Origin of the sequence: Stenotrophomonas sp. ZAC14D1_NAIMI4_1 (assembly GCF_003086775.1) — a bacterium.
Taxonomy (GTDB): domain Bacteria; phylum Pseudomonadota; class Gammaproteobacteria; order Xanthomonadales; family Xanthomonadaceae; genus Stenotrophomonas.
Window position 1 is genome coordinate 924,618 of sequence record NZ_CP026001.1, and the last position, 23,066, is coordinate 947,683.

General features: G+C 68.1%; 20 protein-coding genes and 1 tRNA gene. 12 read left to right on the forward strand and 9 right to left on the reverse strand.

Going from position 1 to position 23,066, the window contains the following annotated elements; translation table 11 throughout:
- Window positions 1–34 precede the first annotated feature (34 nt).
- The gene (locus C1927_RS04150) at window positions 35–1,783 is read left to right on the forward strand and encodes a S8 family peptidase (RefSeq protein ID WP_108746009.1); all 1,749 of its coding nucleotides are present in this window, start codon (window positions 35–37) and stop codon (window positions 1,781–1,783) included.
- 289 nt (window positions 1,784–2,072) lie between these two features.
- Here the strand turns inward: C1927_RS04150 and C1927_RS04155 are convergent, their stop codons facing one another.
- From C1927_RS04155 to wrbA, 3 genes are all read right to left on the reverse strand, one after another.
- The gene (locus C1927_RS04155) at window positions 2,073–2,558 is read right to left on the reverse strand and encodes an asparaginase domain-containing protein (RefSeq protein ID WP_079220726.1); all 486 of its coding nucleotides are present in this window, start codon (window positions 2,556–2,558) and stop codon (window positions 2,073–2,075) included.
- 79 nt (window positions 2,559–2,637) lie between these two features.
- Window positions 2,638–2,973, reverse strand: a complete 336-nt coding sequence (locus C1927_RS04160; protein ID WP_079220727.1) for a DUF2069 domain-containing protein — start codon at window positions 2,971–2,973, stop codon at window positions 2,638–2,640.
- Entirely contained in the window at window positions 2,970–3,563 is a 594-nt protein-coding gene (gene wrbA / locus C1927_RS04165) for an NAD(P)H:quinone oxidoreductase (protein ID WP_079220728.1), read from the reverse strand. Before wrbA ends, C1927_RS04160 begins: the two co-directional genes overlap by 4 nt.
- 77 nt (window positions 3,564–3,640) lie before the next feature.
- Between wrbA and C1927_RS04170 the strand changes: the two genes are divergently transcribed.
- Together C1927_RS04170 and C1927_RS04175 are read left to right on the forward strand one after the other, a co-directional pair.
- Window positions 3,641–4,915, forward strand: coding sequence for a YihY family inner membrane protein (locus tag C1927_RS04170; protein ID WP_079220729.1), 1,275 nt, complete (start codon window positions 3,641–3,643; stop codon window positions 4,913–4,915).
- Window positions 4,912–5,493, forward strand: coding sequence for a TlpA disulfide reductase family protein (locus tag C1927_RS04175; RefSeq protein WP_079220730.1), 582 nt, complete (start codon window positions 4,912–4,914; stop codon window positions 5,491–5,493). The genes C1927_RS04170 and C1927_RS04175 overlap by 4 nt, the downstream gene beginning before the upstream one ends.
- A gap of 628 nt (window positions 5,494–6,121) precedes the next feature.
- On the opposite strand, the gene ppk2 is transcribed toward C1927_RS04175, so the two are convergent.
- The 5 genes from ppk2 to hemA form a co-directional block, all read right to left on the reverse strand.
- On the reverse strand, window positions 6,122–6,904 hold the full coding sequence (gene ppk2 / locus C1927_RS04180; RefSeq protein WP_108746010.1) for a polyphosphate kinase 2: 783 nt from the start codon (window positions 6,902–6,904) through the stop codon (window positions 6,122–6,124).
- An 83-nt stretch (window positions 6,905–6,987) separates the two neighbouring features.
- Window positions 6,988–7,350: a hypothetical protein gene (locus C1927_RS04185; protein ID WP_108746011.1), complete on the reverse strand. Its 363-nt coding sequence runs from the start codon at window positions 7,348–7,350 to the stop codon at window positions 6,988–6,990.
- The gene (locus C1927_RS04190; protein WP_108746012.1) at window positions 7,347–9,047 is read right to left on the reverse strand and encodes a tetratricopeptide repeat protein; all 1,701 of its coding nucleotides are present in this window, start codon (window positions 9,045–9,047) and stop codon (window positions 7,347–7,349) included. Before C1927_RS04190 ends, C1927_RS04185 begins: the two co-directional genes overlap by 4 nt.
- A 4-nt stretch (window positions 9,048–9,051) precedes the next feature.
- A complete protein-coding gene (gene prfA, locus C1927_RS04195) occupies window positions 9,052–10,134 on the reverse strand; it encodes a peptide chain release factor 1 (RefSeq protein WP_108746013.1) in 1,083 nt (360 codons plus the stop codon).
- Window positions 10,112–11,395, reverse strand: a complete 1,284-nt coding sequence (gene hemA, locus C1927_RS04200; protein ID WP_108746014.1) for a glutamyl-tRNA reductase — start codon at window positions 11,393–11,395, stop codon at window positions 10,112–10,114. The genes prfA and hemA overlap by 23 nt, the downstream gene beginning before the upstream one ends.
- A gap of 63 nt (window positions 11,396–11,458) precedes the next feature.
- Here hemA and C1927_RS04205 point away from each other — a divergent pair, with 63 nt between their 5' ends.
- From C1927_RS04205 to ychF, 8 genes are all read left to right on the forward strand, one after another.
- Complete coding sequence (locus C1927_RS04205) at window positions 11,459–13,144, forward strand: tetratricopeptide repeat protein (RefSeq protein ID WP_174208668.1); 1,686 nt, start codon at window positions 11,459–11,461, stop codon at window positions 13,142–13,144.
- Window positions 13,141–13,797, forward strand: a complete 657-nt coding sequence (gene lolB, locus C1927_RS04210) for a lipoprotein insertase outer membrane protein LolB (RefSeq protein ID WP_079220737.1) — start codon at window positions 13,141–13,143, stop codon at window positions 13,795–13,797. Before C1927_RS04205 ends, lolB begins: the two co-directional genes overlap by 4 nt.
- Window positions 13,794–14,663 carry a 4-(cytidine 5'-diphospho)-2-C-methyl-D-erythritol kinase gene (gene ispE, locus C1927_RS04215; RefSeq protein WP_108746016.1) on the forward strand — a complete coding sequence of 290 codons (870 nt, stop codon included), beginning with the start codon at window positions 13,794–13,796 and terminating at the stop codon, window positions 14,661–14,663. The genes lolB and ispE overlap by 4 nt, the downstream gene beginning before the upstream one ends.
- An 11-nt stretch (window positions 14,664–14,674) precedes the next feature.
- Window positions 14,675–14,751, forward strand: a tRNA-Gln gene (locus C1927_RS04220).
- 137 nt (window positions 14,752–14,888) lie between these two features.
- A complete protein-coding gene (locus C1927_RS04225) occupies window positions 14,889–15,848 on the forward strand; it encodes a ribose-phosphate diphosphokinase (RefSeq protein ID WP_025879147.1) in 960 nt (319 codons plus the stop codon).
- A gap of 108 nt (window positions 15,849–15,956) precedes the next feature.
- Entirely contained in the window at window positions 15,957–16,574 is a 618-nt protein-coding gene (locus tag C1927_RS04230) for a 50S ribosomal protein L25/general stress protein Ctc (RefSeq protein WP_108746017.1), read from the forward strand.
- A gap of 48 nt (window positions 16,575–16,622) precedes the next feature.
- Window positions 16,623–17,201 (forward strand): aminoacyl-tRNA hydrolase, encoded by a 579-nt coding sequence (gene pth, locus C1927_RS04235; protein ID WP_079220740.1) that lies wholly within the window; start codon window positions 16,623–16,625, stop codon window positions 17,199–17,201.
- A gap of 99 nt (window positions 17,202–17,300) precedes the next feature.
- On the forward strand, window positions 17,301–18,392 hold the full coding sequence (gene ychF, locus C1927_RS04240; protein ID WP_079220741.1) for a redox-regulated ATPase YchF: 1,092 nt from the start codon (window positions 17,301–17,303) through the stop codon (window positions 18,390–18,392).
- Window positions 18,393–19,054: 662 nt separating this feature from the next.
- Here the strand turns inward: ychF and C1927_RS04245 are convergent.
- Window positions 19,055–21,793, reverse strand: a complete 2,739-nt coding sequence (locus C1927_RS04245) for a TonB-dependent receptor (protein ID WP_108746018.1) — start codon at window positions 21,791–21,793, stop codon at window positions 19,055–19,057.
- Window positions 21,794–22,009: 216 nt separating this feature from the next.
- On the opposite strand from C1927_RS04245, the gene C1927_RS04250 reads away from it, so the two are divergent.
- Window positions 22,010–22,990 carry a cyanophycinase gene (locus tag C1927_RS04250; RefSeq protein ID WP_254051580.1) on the forward strand — a complete coding sequence of 327 codons (981 nt, stop codon included), beginning with the start codon at window positions 22,010–22,012 and terminating at the stop codon, window positions 22,988–22,990.
- Window positions 22,991–23,066 lie beyond the last annotated feature (76 nt).

Sequence of the window (23,066 nt, forward strand, 5' to 3'; positions counted from 1 at the left end):
TCCGGCATTCACACCACTAGAAAGGGAAATTCCGATGTCCCAGGTTTCGCAACTGCGTCTGCGCAGGTCGTGGGTGGTTCTCAGTGCGTCCGTCGTCACCTCCCTGCTGCTGGCCGCCCCGGCCTTCGCTGGCGATGTCCAGCTCAGCGGGTTGAAGTCCGCGCCGGTGCACCAGCAATTCATCGTCAAGTACAAGGACGGCAGCCAGCTGGTGGCCAACACCACCGCACTGGCCTCCTCGCTGAAGACGGCCGCCGCCGGCCTGCCCAGCGCCCAGGGGCGCGCGCTCGGCCTGCAGCAGATCCGCCGCCTGGCCACCGGTCCGAGCGTGGTGCGCTCCGACCGCGCGCTGGACCAGGCCGAATCCGAGCTGCTGATGCGCAAGCTCGCCGCCGACCCGAACGTCGAGTACGTGGAAGTCGACCAGATCATGCGTGCCACGCTGACCCCGAACGATGCCCGCCTGAGCGAGCAGTGGGGCTTCGGCACGTCCAACGCCTCGATCAACGTGCGCCCGGCCTGGGACAAGGCCACCGGCACCGGCGTGGTCGTGGCCGTCATCGATACCGGCATCACCAGCCACCCGGATCTGAACGCCAACATCCTGCCCGGCTACGACTTCATCAGCGATGCCGCGATGGCGCGCGATGGCGGCGGCCGCGACAACAACCCGAACGACGAGGGTGACTGGTACGCCGCCAACGAGTGCGGCGCCGGCTATCCGGCCTCCAGCTCCAGCTGGCACGGCACCCATGTGGCCGGCACCATCGCCGCGGTGACCAACAACAGCACCGGCGTGGCCGGTACCGCCTACAACGCCAAGGTCGTGCCGGTGCGCGTGCTCGGCAAGTGCGGCGGCTACACCTCGGACATCGTCGACGCCATCACCTGGGCCTCCGGTGGCACGGTCAGCGGCGTGCCGGCCAACGCCAACCCGGCGGAGGTCATCAACATGTCGCTGGGTGGCGGCGGCAGCTGCTCGACCACCTACCAGAACGCCATCAACGGCGCGGTCGGCCGTGGCACCACCGTGGTGGTGGCCGCCGGCAACGAGTCGGCCAACGTCTCCACCTCGGTACCGGCCAACTGCGCCAACGTCGTGGCTGTCGCTGCGACCACCTCGACCGGCGCCAAGGCCAGCTTCTCCAACTACGGCACCGGCATCGACATCTCCGCACCGGGCGCGAACATCCTCTCCACCCTCAACACCGGCACCACGGTGCCGGCCAGCGCAACCTACGCCTCCTACAACGGCACCTCGATGGCGGCGCCGCACGTGGCCGGCGTGGTCGCGCTGATGCAGTCGGTGGCCCCCTCGCCGCTGAGCCCGGCGCAGGTGGAAAGCATCATCAAGAGCACCGCACGTCCCTTGCCGGGCGCCTGCTCGGGCGGCTGCGGCGCAGGCATCATCGATGCCGATGCAGCGGTCACCGCGGCCATCAACGGCACCGGCGGCGGCAACCCGAACCCGGGTGGCAGCGTGCTGCAGAACAACGTGCCGGTGACGGGCCTGGGGGCCTCCAGCGGTGCTTCGCTCAGCTACACGGTGCAGGTGCCGGCCGGCCGCTCGCAGCTGCGCGTAGCGATCAGCGGCGGCAGCGGTGATGCCGACCTGTACGTGCGCCAGGGCAGCGCCCCGACCGACACGACCTACACCTGCCGCCCGTACCTGAGCGGCAACAACGAAACCTGCACCATCAACAGCCCCGCCGCCGGCACCTGGCATGTCCGGGTGAAGGGTTACAGCACCTTCTCGGGCGTCAGCCTCAACGCCCAGTACTGAGCCCAAGTCCCTCTCCAAGGGCACGCCCCGGCTTCGGCCGGGGTGTTTTTCTGGGGTGGCGGAATCTTGAACGTCCCGGCTTCCGCTCTGCCCTTGATCTTGCTGGCCGAGCGCGATGACCTGTCAGGAGGGGGTGATCCCCCCGACGCAGGACCGTTGGCGCCAAGGATGGCGCCATCGAGCCCCCATGGATGGGTTCACGGCGTGTCCTGCGTCGGGGGGATCACCCCCTCAAGCCAGCGGCAACAGAAACGCCGAATCCCGCCGCGCGACAGCGCGCCGTAAAAAGTCAGACCGACTCGAACCGGTTCGCCGCCACGTTCTTCCGCACATGCTGCGGATCGAAGATGCGGCCGTTCATCGCGATGTACACGCCGGTCGGCAGCGACTGCACCGCACCGATCGCGCAGCCGATGTTGAACTCCGCATCCGAGCCACGGAAGCGTGCCGGGCTCAGCGCACCGGTCATCACGATGGTCTTGTCCGGAATCGTCGCCAGCACCTGGCCGGTCTGCACCATGGAATCAGTGCCATGGGTGACCAGCACGTGCCGGGTCGCCTGCGCGGCGATCGTCGCGCGGATCAGCTCGCGGTCGTCGTCGTTGATGTGCAGCGAATCCTTGCGCAGGATCGGAATCACGTTGAAGCGGAAGGTCACCCCGAGCTCCCGCAGGATCATGCCGATCTGCGGATCACCGATCTGGTAGTCCGACTTGTCGTCGAAGTAGATCTTGTCGATCGTGCCACCGGTGGTGACGACCAGGAGCTCTTCCATCATGTGCATGCGCGAAACCAGGACAGGTACAGCGGCGCGGGGCCGGGAACACAGATGATAAGGCCCGGCGGCCGCAGCGTCAGCGTCGCTTGCTGAAGCGGGCGCGCAACCCTGGCAGGCTGGCGGCGAAGATGACCAGCAGGGCCAGGGCCGTCTCGATCAGCGCCAGCCAGCGGGTCTCCGGGTGGCTCCAGGCACTCATCACGCCATGGCTGAACCAGCCCAGGGCCAGCACCGAGGCCCAGAAACCGGCCTTGCGCCAGCCCAGGCGCAGGGCGATGGCCAGCGCCAGTGGCGGTGCGGTGAACACCAGTTGGGTGGCCAGCCAGTGCTTGTCATTGATGAACCAGCCCACGTACAGCGCCGCCAGGCCCAGCAGGGCCAGCAGCAGGACCGTGCGCGGCGCGGTATTCATCGGGCCAGCCGCTGTGCGATGTCGGCCACCCGGCGGCCCAGCGCGCGGGCCAGGACGGCCTCGTCGTCGGTCGGCTGTGGGTCGTCCGCTGCACCGGCCACATGGCTGGCGCCATAAGGCGTGCCGCCGCTGGTGGTATGGCTCAGCGCCGGCTCGGTGAAGGGAATACCGACGATCAGGCAGCCGTGGTGCAGCAGCGGCACCTGCATCGACAGCAGGGTCGATTCCTGGCCGCCGTGCATCGAGGCGGTGGAGGTGAACACACCGGCAGGCTTGCCGGCCAGGGTGCCGTTGACCCACTCCGCGCCCAGGCCATCGAGGAAATGCTTGACCGGTGCGGCCATGTTGCCGAAGCGCGTCGGGCTGCCGAGCAGCACGCCCTGGCAGTCGGCCAGGTCCTGCACGCTCACGTAGGGCGCGCCGTCATCGGGTACCGGCGGCTGCGCGGTCTGGGTCACTGCGGCCACCGGCGGCACCGTGCGCAGGCGCGCGGTCATGCCCGGCACTTCGCCGATGCCCCGCGCGATCTGGCGCGCCAGCCGTGCCACCGAACCGCCCCGGCTGTAGTAAAGCACCAGAATCTCGCCCATCGCGTGCAGGTCTCCTCATCGTGTGGATGCCAGTATGGCTATCCTGCATCGATTCCGCATCGGGTACCCTTTCGCCGATGGAACCTCTGGATACGCTCAACCTGTGGATGGAGCGCGCGCGGGATCGCGCACGGGCCGCCAGCTTCGGTCGCTTCCTCTGGCGCCGCTTCCTCGACGACCGCCTGTTCCAGGCGGCCGCGGCGCTGGCGTACACCACCGTGTTCGCGCTGGTGCCGCTGGCGATCGTGGTCTTCGGGGTGCTGTCGGCATTCCCGGTGTTCGACCGCTGGAGCGACCAGCTCAGCGATTACGTGTTCTCCAACTTCGTGCCCAGCGCCGCGCGCGCGGCGGAGGGCTACCTGCGGCAGTTCTCGGCCAGTGCCGGCCAGCTCACCGCCGCCGGCTTCATCGCCCTGGTGGTTTCGCTGCTGATCACCCTCAACAGCGTCGAGGAAACCTTCAACCAGATCTGGCGGGTGGGCAGCACGCGGCCCAAGCTGACCCGCTTCCTGGTCTACTGGACCGTGCTGACCCTGGGCGCCATGCTCGCGGCCGCTTCGCTGGCAGTGTCGGCGCGGGTGTTCGCGATGCCGCTGTTCGGCACCCAGGAAGGACGCTGGCTGGCCGACCTGTCGCTGCGGCTGGCGCCGGTGCTGATCGAGTTCGTCTGCATCATGCTGATGTTCCGCGTGGTACCGCACCACACGGTGAAGTGGCGGCATGCGATTCCTGGCGCGGTGCTGGCGGCGGTCCTGCTGGAGCTGATCAAGTGGGGCATCGGTGCCTACCTGGGCAGCTTCCAGTCCTACCAGAAGCTCTACGGCACGGTTGCCTTCGTGCCGATCCTGCTGCTGTGGATCTACCTGTGCTGGGTGGCCGTGCTGCTGGGCGCGTCGCTGGCCTCGTCGATGGCCGCCTTCCGCTACCAGCCGGTGGAGCTGCGCCTGCCGCAGGGCTTCGAGTTCTACGGCCTGCTGCGCCTGCTCGGGCGCTTCCACTACGCGCGCGGCAAGGGGCGCGGCCTGGCCGACGATGAGATCCTGCGGCTGGAGCCGATGCTGACCGATTCGCTGCTGCAGGATCTGGCCTGCAATCTGCAGGACATCGGCCTGCTGCGCCGCGACGAGCGTGGCGAGTGGCTGCTGGCGCGCGACCTGGACCAGGTCAGCCTGGCCGACCTCTACGAATGCACCCAGTTGCGCATCCCGGTGTCCGAGCAGCACCTGCCGTACCGCGATGACAGCCTGGGCCAGGCTGCGCTGGCCGCCCTGGACGAACTTCGCCTGCCGCTGCGCGAGCGCCTCAAGCGCCGTGTCAGCGACATCTACCCTGATTCCGGAGACACACCATGATCCGCACGCCCTTGTTGAAGGCCCTGCCGCTCGCCCTGCTGCTGGCCCTGGCTGCCTGCAAGCCCGCGCAGGAACCGACCCCGTCCAGCAGCACGCCGCCGGCCCAGGCACCGGCGCCCGCGCCCCCGGCAGCTGCGGAAGGTACCGACGAGAACCCGGCCGAACGCACCACGGCCGAGTTCCCGGCGTTGAAGATGAAGGCCATCGACGGCAGCGAGTACGACCTGGCCGCGCACCGGGGCAAATGGGTGGTGGTGAATTTCTGGGCGACGTGGTGCGCGCCATGCCGCAAGGAGATGCCGGAGCTGTCGGCGTTGCACGCGATGCGCAGCAACGTCGAGGTGGTGGGCTTGGCCTACGAGGACATCGAGACGCCGGAGATGCAGGCGTTCCTGGCCAAGCATCCGGTGACCTATCCGATCGTGGTGGTCGACCCGTTCGACCCGCCAGCCGACTTCGCGATCCCGCGCGGCCTGCCGTTGACCCATCTGATCGACCCGAAGGGCAAGGTCGCGCACACGTTCCTGGGGCCGGTGACCGCTGCTGACATCGAACAGCAGATCGCTGCTGCGAAGTAGGTTTTTTTGTTTGCAGGGCTTGCAGCCCTGCACCTGCAGAATCAACGTCAACGTCAAAGGCCTGCATTCCGTGGGTTGGCGGGGTGGGTCCGGTTGAGGGGGACGCCGTAAACCCATCCATGGGGGCTTGGTCGCGGCATCCATGCCGCTCACACCCCCTCAACCGGACCCACCCCGCCTTCGACAGTTTTCCGCGATCTGTCGGAACGGCGTTCTGCTCTGGTGGGTGCCGATTCCCGCTGCTGTTGGTGGGTGCCGACCGTTGGTCGGCAGGGTAGATCCACGCCATGCGTGGATGAATTCATTCGATATCTGACAGATTTCATCCACGCATGGCGTGGATCTACTAGCCGGGCTCCGATCCAATTCCAAATATCGATATCTGACAGATGTGCCGACCAACGGTCGGCACCCACCAACAGCTGCGTGAACCTGTCGAAGGCGGGGCACTGTGGGTTTGCGGGGTGTGAGCCGCATGGATGCGGCGACCAAGCCCCCATGGACGGGTTTACGGCGTCCCCGCACACCCACAGTGCCCCGCCATCCCTCGGAATGCTGCTCTGGCTTTTGACGTTGCGGTTGCTTGAATGCTTCTGCAGGTGCAGGGCGCAGCCCTGCCGAACCACCCTTAATCCTGCACCGGGAAATCCTCGATCGGCCGCAGTACGTCGTAGTGCTCCACATGCAGCTTGCCCTTCAGCTTCGGCAGATCCAGCACCGGCTCATCCACCCGCGTATCCGGCAGCCGGTCCAGCAGATTGCGCACCAGCGACAATCGCCCCAGCCGCTGGTCGTTGAAATCCACCAGCGTCCACGGCGCCGCTTCGCGATGCGTCGCCCGCAGCATCGCCTCGCGGGCCTCGGTGTAAGCGCTGTACTTGCTGCGTGATTTCAGGTCCACCGGCGACAGTTTCCAGCCCTTCAGCGGATCGCTGTGGCGTTCGGCGAAACGCTTTTCCTGCTGCGCCTGGTCCACGCACAGCCAGTACTTGAACAGCAGGATGCCGTCGTCCACCAGCAACTGCTCGAACACCGGCGCCTGGTGCAGGAACTGCTGGTACTCGGCCTCGCTGCAGTAGCCCATCACCCGTTCCACGCCAGCGCGGTTGTACCAGCTGCGGTCCATCAGCACGATCTCGCCCGCCGCCGGCAGGTGGCTGGCGTAGCGCTGGAAATACCATTGCGTCGATTCACGGTCGGTCGGCTTCGGCAGCGCCACCACACGGCATTGGCGCGGGTTGAGGTGTTGGCTGATCGCCTGGATCGCGCCGCCTTTGCCGGCGGTATCGCGGCCCTCGAACAGCACCAGCAGGCGTTGCCCGCTGTGCTGCACCCAGCGCGCCATCGCGGTCAGTTCCAGCTGCAGCGGCTGCAGCAGTTCGTCGTACTCCTTGCGCTTGAGCTTGCCCATCGTTGCACCACGCTGGAAGGAAGCCCGAGCGTAGCGCAGCGGTCGCCCAGAGCGTGTCGACGAGGGATGACCGGCGTCCGGCCTTACTCCGCCGGTTCCTCAGGCAGCCGGCCGGTCCCCTGTACCAGCAGATCGCCCGGCAGCAGTTCCAGCCGTACATCGTCCAGCTGCATGACCTGGCCATTGGCTGGCTGGCCTTCCTCGTCCAGTTCAAACACGCCAAAACTGCCGAACGCATCGCCTGCCCATGGCAGCACCGTCACCTGCGCGCGCCCGTCGATCGCGTGCTGTGCGCACAGCTGCAGGCAGGCCACCGCACGATCCAGCTGCCGCTTGCGCTCCAGCAGGGCAGGCGTGCCCGGGCTGTGTCGCAGCCCGTCGATGGTTTCGCGTTGAGCGGCCTGCAGCAGGGGCAGTACCTGGTCGAAGGCGGTGCTGTCGCTCACTGTGCGCCCAGCCAGCCCTGCTCGCCCGCCAGCCGCTGCAGCAACGCGGACAGATCGGTGGCGAAGCCGTCCATGTCGAACACGCCGCTGCGCCCGCGTGCCTGCGCCAGCTCGGCGCGCAGCGCGGTCAACGTGGCCGGGTCGTTGCCCAGCGCGCTGGCGGTGGCGATGAAAGCGGCATCATCGGCCACGTTCATGTGCGCCAGGCCGAGATGATGGTTGAGGCTGCCGGCCACGCGCGCGGCGAAGGTGTCGCCGGGGCAGGTCAGTACCGGGCAGCCGGCCCACAGCGCATCCGACGCGGTGGTGTGCGCGTTGTACGGATGCGTGTCCAGGAACAGGTCGGCCAGCGCGTAGCGGGCCAGGTACTGCGGGTGGGGCAGCTTCGCCATGAACACCAGCCGTGCCGGGTCCACGCCGGCGGCCTGCGCGGCCGCACGCAGGCGCGCATCGGCCTGGCCCGGGCCGGACAGCAGCCACAGCACGCTGCCGGGCACCGCCTGCAGCACCGCGAAGGCACGGCCGGCGCTGCGCGGGTTCAGCTTGTAGCTGTTGTTGAAGCAGCAGAACACCACGCCCTGCTCGGGCAGGCCGCACTCGGCCCGGGTCGGCGCCGGCTGCAGTACGCGGGTGTTGTCCGACGGCTGGAACGCGCGCGGCAGGCGCAGCACGCGCTCGCTGTAGTGCGGTTCCAGCGCCGGCGGCAGGGCAAACGCATCGCCGACCACCGCATCCAGCCACGGCGCGCCGGACGTGCCGGGGTAGGCCAGCCAGTTCAACTGCAGCGGGGCAGGGCGCATGGCCAGCACTTCCGGCGTGCCGCCACCGCCCCAGCCACGCAGGTCGAACAGGACGTCGATGTCCTGCGCACGGATCTGCGCAGCGGTCTCGGCATGGCGTTGGCCGGCGACCTCGTGCAGCCGCGCCGCGGACTGCAGGCGCTGGCGGATGCGGCTGCCGTCATTGCGGTTCAGCGCGAACAGGTGCAGCTGCAGCGCCGGGTCCGCCTGCAGGTGTTCCAGCAGTGCCACGGTCAGCAGGCCGGTGGGGTGCGCGCCGAATCCATTGGAGAGGAAGCCGATGCGCAGCGGGCCCCGTGCACGCACGGGCACGGCCGGCAGCGGGCGCACGGCGGCGGCCACCGCTGCGGCACGCGCACGCGCGCAGGCCAGCTGCTCGGCGGCGCTGGCATCCTCGCTGAGGAAAGCGAAGGGCTCGACCACGCCCTGGCCGCTGGCAACCGCGGCGCGTACCTGTGCGGCCAGCGCGTCCACGTCCTGCCAGTCACACAGGCGGCGCTGCCAGGCGAGGCGCTGCGCGGCGATGTACGGCTCGCCCGGCAGCAGCGCGTGCGCGCGGCGGTAGGCGGCCGCTGCGCCCTCGGCGTCGTCGGCATCTTCCAGTGCATGGCCCAGCCACAGGGCGATGCCCGGATGCTCCGGTGCCAGCGCGGAGGCCTGGCCGAGCAGCGTCGCCGCGTCGGCGTGGGCACCGGCCATCCAGGCCACCCGGCCCAGCCGGGCCAGTGCCTCGGGATGGTTCGGCCGCAGCTGCAGGGCGCGGCGCGCGGCGCGTTCGCCGGCGGCGATGTCGCCGGCTTCCAGTTCCAGGTCGGCCAGCATCACCCAGGCGATGAAGTCACCGGGCTGGCGTGCCAGCGCCTGTTGCAGTTGCTGCCGTTGCTGCCAGGCCGACATCGGCTCAGCCCGCCGACAGCTGCGCCAGCGCATCCACCTGGTGCTCGTGGCTCAGGCGCTGCAGCAGGGCGTCGAGGTCGCCGGACAGGATGTTGGGCAGGTCGTACAGGGTCAGGCCTTCCACGCGGTGGTCGGTGATCCGTCCCTGCGGGAAGTTGTAGGTGCGGATGCGCTGGCTGCGGTCGCCGCTGCCCACCTGCAGGCGCCGCGATTCGGCCTGCGCCGCGTCCTGGCGCTGGCGCTCGGCATCCAGCAGCTGCGCCTTCAGGCGCTTCATCGCCTTGTCGCGGTTGGCGTGCTGGCTGCGCTCGGTCTGGCATTCCACCACCACGCCGGTCGGCACGTGGGTGATGCGGATGGCCGATTCGGTCTTGTTGACGTGCTGGCCGCCGGCGCCGGACGAACGGAAGGTGTCCACCCGCAGGTCGGCCGGATTGATGACGATGTCATCCACCTCGTCGGCCTCGGGAATGATGGCCACGGTAGCGGCCGAGGTGTGGATGCGGCCCTGCGATTCGGTGGCCGGCACGCGCTGCACGCGGTGCGTGCCCGATTCGAACTTCAGGCGCGAGAACGCGCCGCGGCCGACCACGCGTGCCACCACTTCCTTGTAGCCGCCATGTTCGCCGGGGTTGTCCGATTCGATCTCCACCTTCCAGCCCTGGCGCTCGGCATAGCGGGCGTACATGCGGAACAGGTCGCCGGCGAAGATCGCGGCTTCGTCGCCGCCGGTGCCGGCGCGCACTTCCAGGAACAGGTTGCCCTCGTCGCGCGGGTCGCGCGGCACCAGCAGCAGGGCCAGTTCCTGTTCCAGTTCCTGCAGCCGGGCCTGGGCAGCGGCGATTTCCTCGTCGGCCAGCTCACGCAGGTCAGGGTCGGCACGCATGCCTTCGGCGGCGGCCAGGTCGGCCTTGGCGCGGGCTTCGTCGGCCAGTGCGGTGGCGACCGGTTCAAGTTGGGCGAATTCGCGCGAAAGATCGCGGAAACGGGTGTTGTCGGCGACCACGTCGGGTTCGGCGAGCAGTCGTTCCAGTTCTTCGCGGCGCTCGGCCAGCGCTTCCAGCTTACGGCGCAGGGTCGGCGTCATCGGGTCTCACGGGTGGGTGGCGGTAGCCCGGCGTGGCCGGGAACAGGCGCTCGGCGGCGCGGGTCAGGTCGGCATCGCCACTGAGCGCGGCCGCGCGCAGGGCGGCGGTCGGCGGGTGCAGCAGGCGGTTGGTCAGGCCATGGGCCAGCAGTTCCAGCACTTCGTCGGCCGGCTTGCCATTGGCCAGCTGCTGCCGCGCACGTTCCAGCAGTTCGGCGCGGGTGGCCTCGCCGAAGGCGCGCAGCTGCCGCAGCGGGGCCTGGTGGGCGCTGGCCTGCAGGGTTTCGACGAAACGCGACACCTGCAGGTCGATGATCGCTTCGGCCTCGGCGGCGGCTTCGCGGCGGCCGCGGCGGTTGTCTTCCACTGCGCGCTCAAGGTCGTCCACGGTGTACAGGAACGCATCGTTGAGCGTGCCGACCTCGGCCTCGATGTCGCGCGGCACGGCCAGGTCGAACAGCAGCATCGGCTTGTGCCGGCGCGCGCGCAGGGCCTTGGCCACCATCTCGCGGTGGATGACCGGCTCGCGTGCGGCAGTGGCCGAGAACACCACGTCGGCTTCGGCCAGGTGGCGTTCCAGTTCGGTCAGCGGCAGGGCGACGCCACCATGGCGGGTGGCCAGTTCCTGCGCATGGGCCAGGGTGCGGTTGGCGATCAGCAGGCGGCGCACCTTGCCTTCGCTCAGGTGCCGTGCAGCCAGCTCGATGGTCTCGCCGGCGCCGACCAGCAGCACCGTCGAATCATCCAGGCGGGCGAACGCGTTCTGCGCCAGGCGCACGGCCGCAGAGGCGACCGACACCGGGTTGGCGCCCACCTGGGTATCGGTACGTGCGCGCTTGGCCACCGAGAAGGTCTGCTGGAACAGCCGGTCCAGGCGCTGGCCGAGCAGGCCGTGGTCGCGCGCGGTGGACCAGGCGTCCTTCACCTGGCCCAGGATCTGCGGCTCGCCCAGCACCATCGAATCGAGCCCGGTGGCCACCCGGAACAGGTGGCGCACCGCATCGGCATCGGCATGCTTGTACAGGTAGCCCTGCAGGTCGCCGGCCTGGCTGTGCAGCCACTGGTCCAGCGCCTGCGGCGAATCGGCCACCGCGTACAGCTCGGTGCGGTTGCAGGTGGAAAGCAGGACCGCCTCGGCGATCTGCGGGGTATCGCGCAGCGAACCGAGCGCGCGCGGCAGCGCGTCACCGGCGAAGGCCGCGCGTTCGCGCAGCTCCACCGGTGCGGTCTGGTGATTCAGTCCGAGCACCCACAGGGTCATTGTTCAGTTGCTTGCGATAAGCTGCTGGCCATTGGACGACATTTTAAGGCCCCGATGCCGACGATGCCCGCATTGATTCGCATCCCCAGTGTTCTGCTGCTGTCCCTGGCCTGCAGCCAGGTGCTGGCGGCGGCGCCGGCCAAGGCCCCCGCGCGGGTCCCGGCCAGCGAAGAACTGGCCCTGGAACCGGTGATGGCCGGTGAATTCGCCCTGCAGGCCGGCAAGCTGGCCGATGCCGCGCACTGGTACCTGCAGGCGGCCGAGCAGACCGCCGGCGATGCCGGGCTGGCCGAACGGGCCACCCGCATCTCCATGCTGGCCAACGATGACGCCAGCGCCGCCAAGGGCCTGGCCCTGTGGGAGAAGCGCGCCCCCAGCTCGCTGTCCATGCGCAGCGCCGCCGGTGCACTGGCGATGCGCCAGGGCAACGTGAAGGCCGCGCGTACCGAATTGCAGGCGCTGCTGGCCGACCCCGACGAAACGGCCTGGAAGTTCGCGCTGGCCGCCCTGATCGGCGGTGGCCGCGACCCGGCCGTGCCGGCGCAGGTGCTGGGCGAACTGGTCGATGCCAACGCCATTCCGCCGAAGATCGAGGCCTGGCAGGAATTCGGCCGGCTGGCCCTGCGCATGGAAAAGCCCGAGCTGGCCCGGCGCATGATCGACGAAGTGGTCAAGCGCTTCCCGGACGAGCCGCGGGTGGCCCTGCTGCGCGCCAGCCAGCTGCAGCAGGCCGGTCAGACCGCGCAGGCGCTGGCCCTGTTGCAGGGCGTTGAGCCGAAGACCCGGCAGGACCCCGAGCTGCGCAACGCCGTGGCCATCGCCTATGACAGCCTGGGCCAGCCGGCCGCCGCCGAGCGGGTGCTGGCCGTGGGCCCGCAGAACGTGCAGACCTGGGGCATGCGTGCCTCGCTGCTGGCCAAGCAGGGTGACACCGCGGCGCTGTCGGGCCTCTACAACGAGCTGTCGCGCCAGGCCGCCAAGCCTGATCCGGCGCAGCGCCTGCTGCTGGGCAAGATTGCCGAGTACCTCAAGCGCTACCCCGAGGCGGTCAACTGGTACCACAGCGTTCCCGGCGGCGACGAACTGAGCGAGGCGCGCCTGCGCGCGGCCAATGCGCAGGGCCTGGCCGGCCGCCAGTCGCTGGCGCTGGACGAGGTGCACGCCATCCAGTCCGATGCCAGCGTGGATGACGACGTGCGCCGCGACGCCTACCTGCTGGAAGCCGAGCTGCGCCAGCGTGCCAATGACCTGCCCGGCGAACTGGACGCGCTGGCCCGGGGCCTGGCCGCCTACCCGGACGAGAACGCCCTGCTGTACGCCCGTGCACTGGCCTGGGAACGCCGGGACGACATCGCCCGCGCCGAGGCCGACCTGCGCAAGGTGCTGGTGACCGACCCGGAGAACGTGCCGGCGCTGAACGCGCTGGGCTACACCCTGGCCGACCGCACCAAGCGCTACCAGGAAGCCCTGGAACTGATCGACCGCGCGCGGGTGGCCGAGCCGGACAACCCGGCCATCGTCGACAGCTACGGCTGGGTGCTGTATCGCCTGGGCCGCAACGAGGAAGCCCTGGTGCAGCTGCGCCGGGCCTGGACCCTGTCCCGCGACCCTGAGATCGCCGCCCACGTGGGCGAGGTGCTGTGGGTGCTCGGCAAGCACGACGAGGCCCGCCACTTCTTCGAGGAGGCGGCCAAGCTCGACCCTGAAAACCGCGCGCTGCTGCGCGCCCGCGAGAAATTCAATCCATGAGTGTTTCCATGATCCGGCCGCTGCTGCTGGTGGCCGTGACCCTGGCGGTGAGCGCCTGTACCAGCGTGGGCACGCAGAAGACGCCGGCCCCGGACGTGGTCTACACCGTGTCGCCGGCCGCCGAGCGCGCCGAGGAAGCCCGCGTGCAGGCCCTGCGCGCCCAGCCCGATTACAGCTTCCAGGGCCGCGTCGCGGTCAGCAAAGGAAAGAACGGGGGCAGCGGCCGCATCGATTGGGTCCAGCAGGGCAGCGAGTACCGCATCCAGCTGAGTGCGCCGGTCACCCGCCAGAGCTGGACCCTGCAGGGTGATTCGGTGCAGGGCGGGGCGCGCCTGGACGGGCTGGGCGATGGCCCCCGCGCCGGCGATGACGCGCGCCAGCTGCTGCTCGATGCCACCGGCTGGGATATCCCGGTCAATGAACTGTCCGACTGGACCCGTGGCCTGGTGCTGCGCGGGTCCGGCGAAAGCAGCGTGGAGCGGGATGCCGAGGGCCGCCCGCGGCGCATGCAGCAGGCCGGCTGGCTGATCCAGTACCTGGACTGGTACCCGGCCCAGGAAGGAAGCCCGGCGCTGCCGCGGCGGATCGAGGCCAGCCGCGAGGACGCCAAGGTGCGCCTGCTGGTCGACCAGTGGGGCACCGACGCGCCATGACCGCGCAGATTGACGCCGATGGCTGGTCCTGGTGGCCGGCCCCGGCCAAGCTGAACCTGTTCCTGCACATCACCGGCCGTCGCGCCGATGGCTACCACGAGCTGCAGACCGTGTTCCGCCTGCTGGACTGGGGCGACCGGATCGGCCTGCGCCTGCGCGCCGATGGCCAGGTGCGGCGGCAGGGCGACGGCCTGGCTGGCGTTGCCGAAGCCGACGACCTCGCCGTGCGTGCGGCTTCGCTTCTTAAAAGCGTTGCCAATGTCGGCCAAGGTGCTGACATCATCGTTGAAAAGCGCGTTCCGGCGGGTGGTGGCTTCGGTGGCGGCTCGTCCGACGCTGCCACCGTGCTGGTGGTCCTGAACCGGCTCTGGCAGGCCGGCCTGGACGAGGACGCGCTGGCGGCGCTGGGCCTGCGCCTGGGCGCCGATGTGCCGGTCTTCGTGCGCGGCCACAACGCCTGGGCCGAGGGCGTGGGCGAGCGGCTGCAGCCGGTCACGCTGGCGCCGGCCTGGTACGTCATCGTCGAGCCGGGCGTTCATGTGCCGACCCCGGCCCTGTTCGCTGACCCGGATTTGACGCGCGACTGCCCAAAGGCGAAAATAGGCGACTTCGCTTCCGGCGCTCTGGTCGGAAACGTGTTCGAGCCGGTGCTGCGCCGTCGCGAGCCTGCCGTAGAGGCGGTGCTTGCCGCGTTGAGCAGCATAGGCCAGGCACGTTTGACCGGGTCCGGAAGTGGTTGTTTCGTCGAGTTCGATTCGCAGGCTGCCGCAGAGCAGGGGCGAGCGGAATTGCCGAAGGAGTTGCGGGCAAGGGTGGCCGCGGGCGTTGCACGTTCGCCACTGCTGGATGCACTCGAGCAACACTGATTCATCAATGCAGGGGCGTCGCCAAGAGGCCCAAGGCACCAGGTTTTGATCCTGGCATTCGGAGGTTCGAATCCTCCCGCCCCTGCCAATGCGGCTGCGTCCGCGCCATCCAGCGCATCACTGCGCGGGACGTGGAAACAGTCGCGGTGTTGTAAGCAGCAGGGGCCGCAGCGGTCCTTGCCGCTACCGGATCCCCGCCACTCGTCCCCGCCCGAGACAATCATGATGCAAGAGTCCCCGAACCTGCTGGTCTTTTCCGGCAACGCCAACAAACGTCTGGCGCAGAACATCTGCAAGGAACTGGGAGTCCGCCCGGGCAAGGCGCTGGTCTCGCACTTCTCCGACGGTGAAGTGCAGGTCGAGATCGAAGAGAACGTCCGCAAGCAGGACGTCTTCGTGATCCAGCCGACCTCGGCGCCGAGCGCGGAGAACCTGATGGAACTGCTGGTGCTGATCGACGCGCTCAAGCGCGCATCGGTGGCCAGCGTGACCGCCGTGGTGCCGTACTTCGGCTACTCGCGCCAGGATCGCCGCATGCGTTCCTCGCGCGTGCCGATCACCGCCAAGCTGGCGGCCAAGATGTTCAGCACCGCTGGCGCTGATCGCGTGCTGACCGTCGACCTGCACGCCGACCAGATCCAGGGCTTCTTCGATATCCCGGTGGACAACGTGTATGCGTCCCCGCTGCTGCTGGCCGACATCTGGCGCGCCTACGGCACCGAGAACCTGATCGTCGTTTCGCCGGACGTGGGCGGCGTGGTCCGCGCCCGTGCGGTGGCCAAGCGCCTGGATGACGCCGACCTGGCGATCATCGACAAGCGCCGCCCGCGCGCCAACGTCTCCACCGTGATGAACATCATCGGTGACGTCGAAGGCAAGACCTGCGTCATGGTCGATGACATCGTCGATACCGCCGGCACCCTGTGCGCCGCTGCCGCTGCCCTCAAGGCGCGCGGTGCGCTCAAGGTCGCCGCCTACTGCACCCACGCGGTGCTGTCGGGCCCGGCGGTGGACAACATCACCAATTCCCAGCTCGACGAACTGGTGGTGACCGATACCATCCCGCTGAAGGACGCGGCGCGGGTGTGCAGCAAGATCCGCCAGCTGAGCGTGGCGGAAATGCTGGCCGAAACGATGCGCCGCATCGCCTTCGGCGAGTCGGTCAGCTCGCTGTACGTCGATTGATTTTCGTCCCTGCCGGAAACGGCGGGGACACACCCCGGGTGCTTCTGGTCGCGGAAGCATCTTCAACCGCCACGCCGCAAGGCGCGGCAACAACCTGAGTAGTCGAAAATGTCGAAGACCCATGAAATCAAGGTCACCAAGCGTGAACTGCAGCGTAAGGGTGCGAGCCGCCGCCTGCGTCACGCTGGTGTGATCCCGGCCATCGTGTACGGCGGCAACGCCGAGCCGGTCGCCATCAGCCTGGACCACAACGAAATCTGGCTGGCCCAGCAGAACGAGTGGTTCTATGCCTCCATCCTGGACCTGAACCTGGACGGCCAGGTGCAGAAGGTCCTGCTGCGTGACATGCAGCGCCACCCGTACAAGCAGCTGATCATGCACCTGGACTTCCAGCGCGTGAACGAGAACGAAGCCCTGACCGCTTCGGTCCCGCTGCACTTCATCAACGAAGACACCTCGCCGGCCGGCAAGGCTGCCGACGTCGTGGTCACCCACGAACTGAAGGAAGTGACCATCAGCTGCCTGCCGAAGGACCTGCCGGAGTCGATCGAAGTCGACCTGGGCGGCCTGAACGCTGGCGACGTGGTGTACCTGTCCAACATCAAGCTGCCGAAGGGCGTGGAAATCCCGGCCCTGGCGCTGGGCAAGGACCACGACGACGCCATCGTCACCGCCAAGCACGGCAAGGAAGACGCTGCCGACGCTGAAGCACCGGCTGCCGAGTAATACAGTGGCGGTGCCTGCTTCCGGGCAGGCACCGTTCTGGAAGGAACCATGGCAGGACTGCGACTGATCGTCGGTCTGGGCAATCCCGGATCGGAACACGCCCGGACCCGGCACAATGCCGGGTTTCATTTCGTTGAGGCCCTGGCTGAAAAAGCCGGTGCACGCTGGAACGTGGACAGCAAGCTGTTCGGCGAGACCGCCAAGGTCGAGATCGCCGGGCAGACCGTCTGGCTGCTGAAGCCGGCCACCTTCATGAACCTCAGCGGCAAGTCGGTCACCGCCGCGCAGCGGTTCTGGAAGATCGAGCCGGAGGAAACGCTGCTGGCACACGACGAACTGGACCTGCCGCCCGGTGCGGTACGGCTGAAGTTCGACGGTGGCCATGGCGGCCAGAATGGCCTGCGCGACACCATGCGCCTGCTGGGGCACGGCAAGTTCCATCGCCTGCGCGTGGGCATCGGCCATCCCGGCCACAAGGACCGCGTAGTGGGCTGGGTGCTCGGTCGTCCCTCCAAGGACGATGACGTGCTCATCGCACGCGCCATCGACGATGCCATCGACGTGCTGCCGCTGGCGGTGCAGGGCGATTTCAACGAAGCAATGAAGCGGCTGCACACCCCGAAATAACCGGTAGGTACCGACCGTTGGTCGGTACGGAGAATGATTGGAAAAACGGCGACCACGCCGCTGTTTCCCCAATCACTTTCACCCCAGAGAGCTGTCACCATGGGTATCAAATGCGGCATCGTCGGCCTGCCCAACGTCGGCAAGTCGACCCTGTTCAACGCGCTGACCAAGGCGGGCATCGCCGCGGCAAACTTCCCGTTCTGCACCATCGAACCGAACGTCGGCATCGTGCCGGTGCCGGACCCGCGCCTGGGTGAGCTGGCGGCGATCATCAACCCGCAGAAGGTCATCCCGACCGCGGTTGAGTTCGTCGACATCGCCGGCCTGGTGGCCGGTGCAGCCAGCGGCGAAGGCCTGGGCAACAAGTTCCTGGCGCACATCCGCGAAGTCGATGCGATCACCCACGTGGTGCGTTGCTTCGAGAATGCCGACGTCATCCACGTCAACAACAAGGTCGACCCGATCTCGGACATCGAAACCATCGATACCGAGCTGGCCCTGGCCGACCTGGACAGCGTCGAGAAGGCCCTGAACCGTGCCGAGCGCGCCGCCAAGGGTGGCGACAAGGAAGCGGCCGCGCGCAAGCCGGTGCTGGCCAAGCTGCAGGCTGCCCTGGCCGACGGCAAGTCCGGTCGTTCGGTTGGCCTGGACGAGGAAGAAAAGGCGCTGGTCCGTGACCTGTTCCTGCTGACCCTGAAGCCGGTGATGTACATCGCCAACGTGCTGGAAGACGGCTTCGAGAACAACCCGCACCTGGACGCCGTGCGCGCCCACGCCGCCGCCGAAGGCGCGCAGGTGGTGCCGGTGTCGGCCGCGATCGAAGAAGAGCTGTCCCAGCTTGACGACGAAGACCGCGACACCTTCCTGGCCGACCTGGGCCTGAGCGAGCCGGGCCTGAACCGCGTGATCAATGCGGCCTACAGCCTGCTGGGCCTGCAGACCTACTTCACCGCTGGCGTGAAGGAAGTCCGTGCGTGGACCGTGCGCAAGGGCGCCACCGCCCCGCAGGCCGCCGCGGTCATCCACACCGACTTCGAGAAGGGCTTCATCCGCGCCGAAACCATCGCGTATGACGACTTCATCAAGTACAAGGGCGAAGCAGGTGCCAAGGAAGCCGGTCGCCTGCGCCTGGAAGGCAAGGAATACCGCGTGCAGGAAGGCGACGTGCTGCACTTCCGCTTCAACGTCTGATCCAGCGGCAACGGATCGACCCCGGGCGCCCCGCCTCGAGCGGGGCGTTCGCGTTTCCGGCATCGGTTTCTGCGTTGGACAAAAAATGACCACGCTTCGAAACGCCTGCAGCGCAATGTTCGCACGCACTTGTCCACACCAAACCCCCACCGCTTTCCACGCGGGGTGTGGAAAACCCAGCCTGCCACTGTAGCGCCGAGCCCATGCTCGGCTGATGCCCGCCGAAGCCGAGCATGGGCTCGGCTCTACAGAAGCTGGCCCGCGCGGCCGTGGACAAAATTTCACCACGCTGGGAAACGCCTGCGGCATAACGCTCGCACCCACTTGTCCACATCAAGTTCCCATCGCTTTCCACGCACGGTGTGGAAAACAACCGGAGGCGTGGATAAAAAATCACCAAGCCTGGAAACGCCTGCGGTGCAATGCTCGCGGCCACTTGTCCACATCAAGTTCCCATCGCTTTCCACGCGTCGTGTGGAAAACCCGGCGGGCGCGCAGAGCCAGGTTCCCATCGCTTCTTATGCTCTGGTAGTCGCCCACCTTGGTGGGCGCGCGGCAAAGCAGTGCCCACCAAGGTGGGCATCTACCAAAGCCAGGTTCCCAGACAACAAGGCCCGCCAATGGCGGGCCCTGTCGTCCACGTGCTGCGGAGCCGCCTGCGCTTACAGCGCGCTGCCGCCGAACTTGTGGGTGTACTGCAGGTTGATCGTGCGGCCGACGCTGTCGAACCAGGACACGTCGTAGTACGGGTAGGCCGTATACGTGGCGTCCTTCGGCGGCATCTTGTTGAACACGTTGACCACCGACAGCGACAGGCGCGAGTGGTCGTCGAAGCGGTACTGCACCGAGGCGTTGTAGCGGTAGGTGGCCTTGATGTACGGGCTGTCGCCGCTGTCCTCGTCGAACACCTGGTCGTAGCTGTCCGAGTTCGGCAGCTTGCCCAGGCGCGAGCCGTACACGGTCGCCGACCACGCGTCCTTCTCCCAGGTCACGCTGACGCTGGTCTTGGTGCGCGGGATGTCGAAGGCGCTGTTCACCGCGAACTGGTCTTCGATGGGGTCACCCGGGTAGCGCTGGAAATCATGCTTCTTCACCCACGTATGGGTGCCATTGAAGATGAAGTCGCCAGCGCCGGTCTGCAGGCGGTAACGCAGGCCCACGTCGATGCCCGAGGTCGACTCGCGCGCCACGTTGATCGGGTTCACGTACACGCCGTACAGGCGGCCGTCGGCAGTGCGGGTCACCCTTGCCAGCGCGTCCACGCAGGTGGGCGAGGTGATGTCGGCGTCGCCCAGGCGGCAGTTCGCTTCGCTGGCCAGGATCGTGCGCACGTCCATGTCCTGCACCTGCTTGCGCATGTCGATGTCGAACCAGTCCACCGACAGGTCCAGGCCGGCGGCCGGCGACCAGACGAAGCCTGCGCTCCACGAGGTGCTGGTCTCCGGGTCGAGTTCGCGGTTGCCGCTGCGGCTGCGGATCACGTTGCGCTCGTAGTCGGAGCAGTCATCGGCGTCGTCGGCACGGCAGCTGTACAGATCTTCTGCCGTGGTCTCGTCGTTGCCCGGGCCGGCGAACACGTAGTGCAGGTCCGGCGCGCGGAAGGCGGTGCCGTAGGAGCCGCGCACCAGCAGGCTGTCCACGGGTCGCCATTCCAGGCCGCCGCTCCAGGTCGCCTTGCCGATGGTGTGGCCCGAGTAGCGGTACTGGTCGTAGCGGCCGGCCACGCTCAGGTTCAGCGTGTCGTGCAGCGGCAGGCGCAGCTCGGCGGCGGTCGCCCAGCGGTTGCGCGAACCCTTGCCGTCCGAATCCTTCCAGCTGTAGTAGTAGTACTCGGTCGCCAGCGGGTCGGGATTCAGTGCATAGGCCTGCTGGCCCACTTCCACCGTCGCGGCGAAACCGGCGTCGCCGCCGGGCAGCGCGAACAGCGAGCCGTTGGTCAGGGTGAGGGCGGCCGTCTCGGTGCGCGATTTCGGCGTGTAGGTCGTGCGCGCGGCGATCGACTCGTACTCGGCGCGGGTCAGCGGCCGGTACAGGCGCGACGGGTCGGCGTTGTAGATCGGGAAGCCATCATCGTCCTCGCCCAGCTGCGGCCCCAGGAACAGGTCGTTGGCCTTGGCGGCAATGATCTGCGGCCAGCTGATCCGCGACTGGTACTGCGAATGGCTCAGCGCCGCTTCGTAGTCCCAGTTGCCCGCCAGGTTGCCCTTGAAGCCGGTGGTCACGCTGAAGGTCTTCTGCGTGCTGCGCACCATGGCGTTGCGCAGGCCCCCCATTTCCTCGGGCGAGAACTGGCGCTGCCAGAATTCGATCTCGCCGGTGGCCTCGTTGTTGAAGTAGCCCGACTCGTCGCCGTCGGCCGCCATGCGTCCCCACGAAGTGACGTCGCGCATCAGCGCCAGCGTGTGGTAGCCCATCTGCACGTCGGCAAACCACTGCTGGCCGTTGTCGAAGTCATAGCTCAGCGAGGCGTAGCCGTTGGCACCGCGGCGCTTGCTGAGGATGGTGCCGTAGCCGATCGACGCATCACTGCCGCAGTAGTAGCCATAGCGCGGGCGGAAGGCATGGTAGGTGCTGCCCTGGTTCTGCCCGGCCAGCGCTTCGCAGGTGGCCGCGCCCGGGTCCAGGTAGTCATCGTTGTAGTCGGTGCGCAGGTAGGCGCGGCGCGCGATGCGCGAGCCTTCGGTCGGCCCGTCCTGGGTCGAATCCTGGATGTCGCGCTCGTAGGCCCACAGCGGCGTCTGCGACTGCAGCTCCACGCTGTAGACCGCATTGAAGTTGCCCTTGCTGAAGCCGCTGGACAGGCTCATGTCGAACGACTCGCCGCCGCCTTCGCTGGTGGTGCCCATGCGCACGTCGACCGTGGTGCCGTCGGCCTTCTTCTTCAGGATGAAGTTGACCACGCCGGCGATCGCATCCGAGCCGTAGATGGCCGACGCGCTGCCGGTCAGCACTTCGATGCGGTCGATCATGCCCAGCGGGATGTTGGACACGTCGGTGAAGTTGCTGCGGCCCTGGAAGGGCATCGGGAAATCGGCGATGCGGCGGCCGTTGACCAGCACCAGGGTGTGGTTCGGGCCCAGCCCGCGCAGGTCGACCTGCTGTGCGCCCGGCGAGAAGTCGGCGCCGCTGGAGGATTGCTGGCTCTGGGTCTCGCCGCCGTTCTGGGTCATCGCACGCAGCACGTCAGGCACCGTGGTGAAGCCGCTGGAGCGGATCTCCTCGGCATTGATCACCGTGATCGGTGCCGGGCCTTCCACCTGCGCGCGCGGGATGCGCGAACCGGTTACCTGGACTGCATCAAGTTGCTGCACCGAAGAGGAGCCGGGGCTCTGGGCCGCTGCCGAGGCAGCAACACCCATCAACGCCAGCTGGATCGACCACGCCATCGCCTGTCTACGCATGAGAAATATCTCGGGAATGAAGCCGGCCCGCAGAGGAGGGGCCCTGTCCCCCATTCACAATCCGGAATGGGCGCGCGCATTTAACGCCTTTTTTACGCTCTTGACTACAGGTCTTTCATCTGGCAAAGAGTGAAAACGATTGCAAGCCGATTCTGTTCAGGGAGATCAACCATGAGCGCCCTTGTCCGCCGCGTCTGCTCAAGCCTCTTGCTGGGGATGGTGCTGGCCCTGATGGCCCCGCTGGCATCAGCACAGGACCCCCGCGACCTGCAGTCCCCCGGCTTCGATTATTACGAGATTGGCGACCTGGATGCACCCCGGCCCGGCCCGCGCGCGCCGGCGATGATGCTGATGGGGGGCGGCGAGTGGGTACCCGAAGCCTTCCAGTGGTGGCTGCGCCAGGCCGGCAACGGCCGCGTGCTGATCCTGCGCGCATCGGGCCGCGACGAACTGCAGGAGCGCCTGTACCGCGACATCGGCGGTACCACCGCCGTGCAGACCCTGGTGTTCGACAACCGCCGCGGTGCCGACGATCCGGCGGTGCTGCGCGTGGTGGCCGCCGCCGATGCCATCTTCATTGCCGGCGGCGACCAGTCGCGCTACATCCGCTTCTGGAAGGGCACGGCGCTCAATCGCGCCCTCAATGCACACGTGCGGGCCGGCAAGCCGATTGCCGGCACCAGTGCCGGCCTGGCGATCCTCGGCGGCTATGCCTATGGCGCGCTGGACGGCGGCAGCATCACCTCGGCCGGCGCGCTGGCCGACCCGATGGGCAGTGCGGTGACCCTCGACAGCGGCTTCCTGCACATGCCCTACCTGCAGCGCGTGGTCACCGACACCCACTTCGACAAGCGCGACCGCCTCGGCCGCCTGATCGTGTTCGTTGCCCGCGCCGCCCGCGAGAGTGGTGATCCGGACATGGTCGGCATCGGTGTGGACGAGGACACGGCCCTGTGCGTGGAGCCCGACGGCCAGGCCCAGGTCTACAGCGCCGATGGCAAAGGCAAGGTCTGGGTGGTCAGTCCCGGCCGCGACGCCGACCGCCTGGTGGAGGGCGAGCCGCTGCAGTTCCACGCGGTGCCGGTGACCGTGGTCGCCAGTGGGGGCCGTCTGCGCCTGGATGACTTCCAGGCCGACGTCGACTACCAGGCCATGGCCGACATCACCGACGGCGAGATCGAAGTCATCCGCCGGTAGTGCCGGCCGCGGGCCGGCGGCCTTGCCGCGAAGCACCTTCCGCCGGGCATGGCCCGGCGCTACCGAACCATTTCCC

What these genes read in the sequence shown, in the direction of transcription:
- ychF (WP_079220741.1), top strand. Translation starts at nt 17,301, where the DNA reads ATGGGTATCAAATGCGGCATCGTCGGCCTGCCCAACGTCGGCAAGTCG.
- C1927_RS04230 (WP_108746017.1), top strand. Translation starts at nt 15,957, where the DNA reads ATGTCGAAGACCCATGAAATCAAGGTCACCAAGCGTGAACTGCAGCGT.
- prfA (WP_108746013.1), bottom strand. Translation starts at nt 10,134, where the DNA reads ATGACGCCGACCCTGCGCCGTAAGCTGGAAGCGCTGGCCGAGCGCCGC.
- hemA (WP_108746014.1), bottom strand. Translation starts at nt 11,395, where the DNA reads ATGACCCTGTGGGTGCTCGGACTGAATCACCAGACCGCACCGGTGGAG.
- wrbA (WP_079220728.1), bottom strand. Translation starts at nt 3,563, where the DNA reads ATGGGCGAGATTCTGGTGCTTTACTACAGCCGGGGCGGTTCGGTGGCA.
- C1927_RS04225 (WP_025879147.1), top strand. Translation starts at nt 14,889, where the DNA reads ATGCAAGAGTCCCCGAACCTGCTGGTCTTTTCCGGCAACGCCAACAAA.
- C1927_RS04155 (WP_079220726.1), bottom strand. Translation starts at nt 2,558, where the DNA reads ATGGAAGAGCTCCTGGTCGTCACCACCGGTGGCACGATCGACAAGATC.
- C1927_RS04205 (WP_174208668.1), top strand. Translation starts at nt 11,459, where the DNA reads ATGCCCGCATTGATTCGCATCCCCAGTGTTCTGCTGCTGTCCCTGGCC.
- ppk2 (WP_108746010.1), bottom strand. Translation starts at nt 6,904, where the DNA reads ATGGGCAAGCTCAAGCGCAAGGAGTACGACGAACTGCTGCAGCCGCTG.
- pth (WP_079220740.1), top strand. Translation starts at nt 16,623, where the DNA reads ATGGCAGGACTGCGACTGATCGTCGGTCTGGGCAATCCCGGATCGGAA.
- C1927_RS04175 (WP_079220730.1), top strand. Translation starts at nt 4,912, where the DNA reads ATGATCCGCACGCCCTTGTTGAAGGCCCTGCCGCTCGCCCTGCTGCTG.
- ispE (WP_108746016.1), top strand. Translation starts at nt 13,794, where the DNA reads ATGACCGCGCAGATTGACGCCGATGGCTGGTCCTGGTGGCCGGCCCCG.
- C1927_RS04190 (WP_108746012.1), bottom strand. Translation starts at nt 9,047, where the DNA reads ATGTCGGCCTGGCAGCAACGGCAGCAACTGCAACAGGCGCTGGCACGC.
- C1927_RS04150 (WP_108746009.1), top strand. Translation starts at nt 35, where the DNA reads ATGTCCCAGGTTTCGCAACTGCGTCTGCGCAGGTCGTGGGTGGTTCTC.
- C1927_RS04245 (WP_108746018.1), bottom strand. Translation starts at nt 21,793, where the DNA reads ATGCGTAGACAGGCGATGGCGTGGTCGATCCAGCTGGCGTTGATGGGT.
- C1927_RS04250 (WP_254051580.1), top strand. Translation starts at nt 22,010, where the DNA reads ATGGTGCTGGCCCTGATGGCCCCGCTGGCATCAGCACAGGACCCCCGC.
- lolB (WP_079220737.1), top strand. Translation starts at nt 13,141, where the DNA reads ATGAGTGTTTCCATGATCCGGCCGCTGCTGCTGGTGGCCGTGACCCTG.
- C1927_RS04160 (WP_079220727.1), bottom strand. Translation starts at nt 2,973, where the DNA reads ATGAATACCGCGCCGCGCACGGTCCTGCTGCTGGCCCTGCTGGGCCTG.
- C1927_RS04170 (WP_079220729.1), top strand. Translation starts at nt 3,641, where the DNA reads ATGGAACCTCTGGATACGCTCAACCTGTGGATGGAGCGCGCGCGGGAT.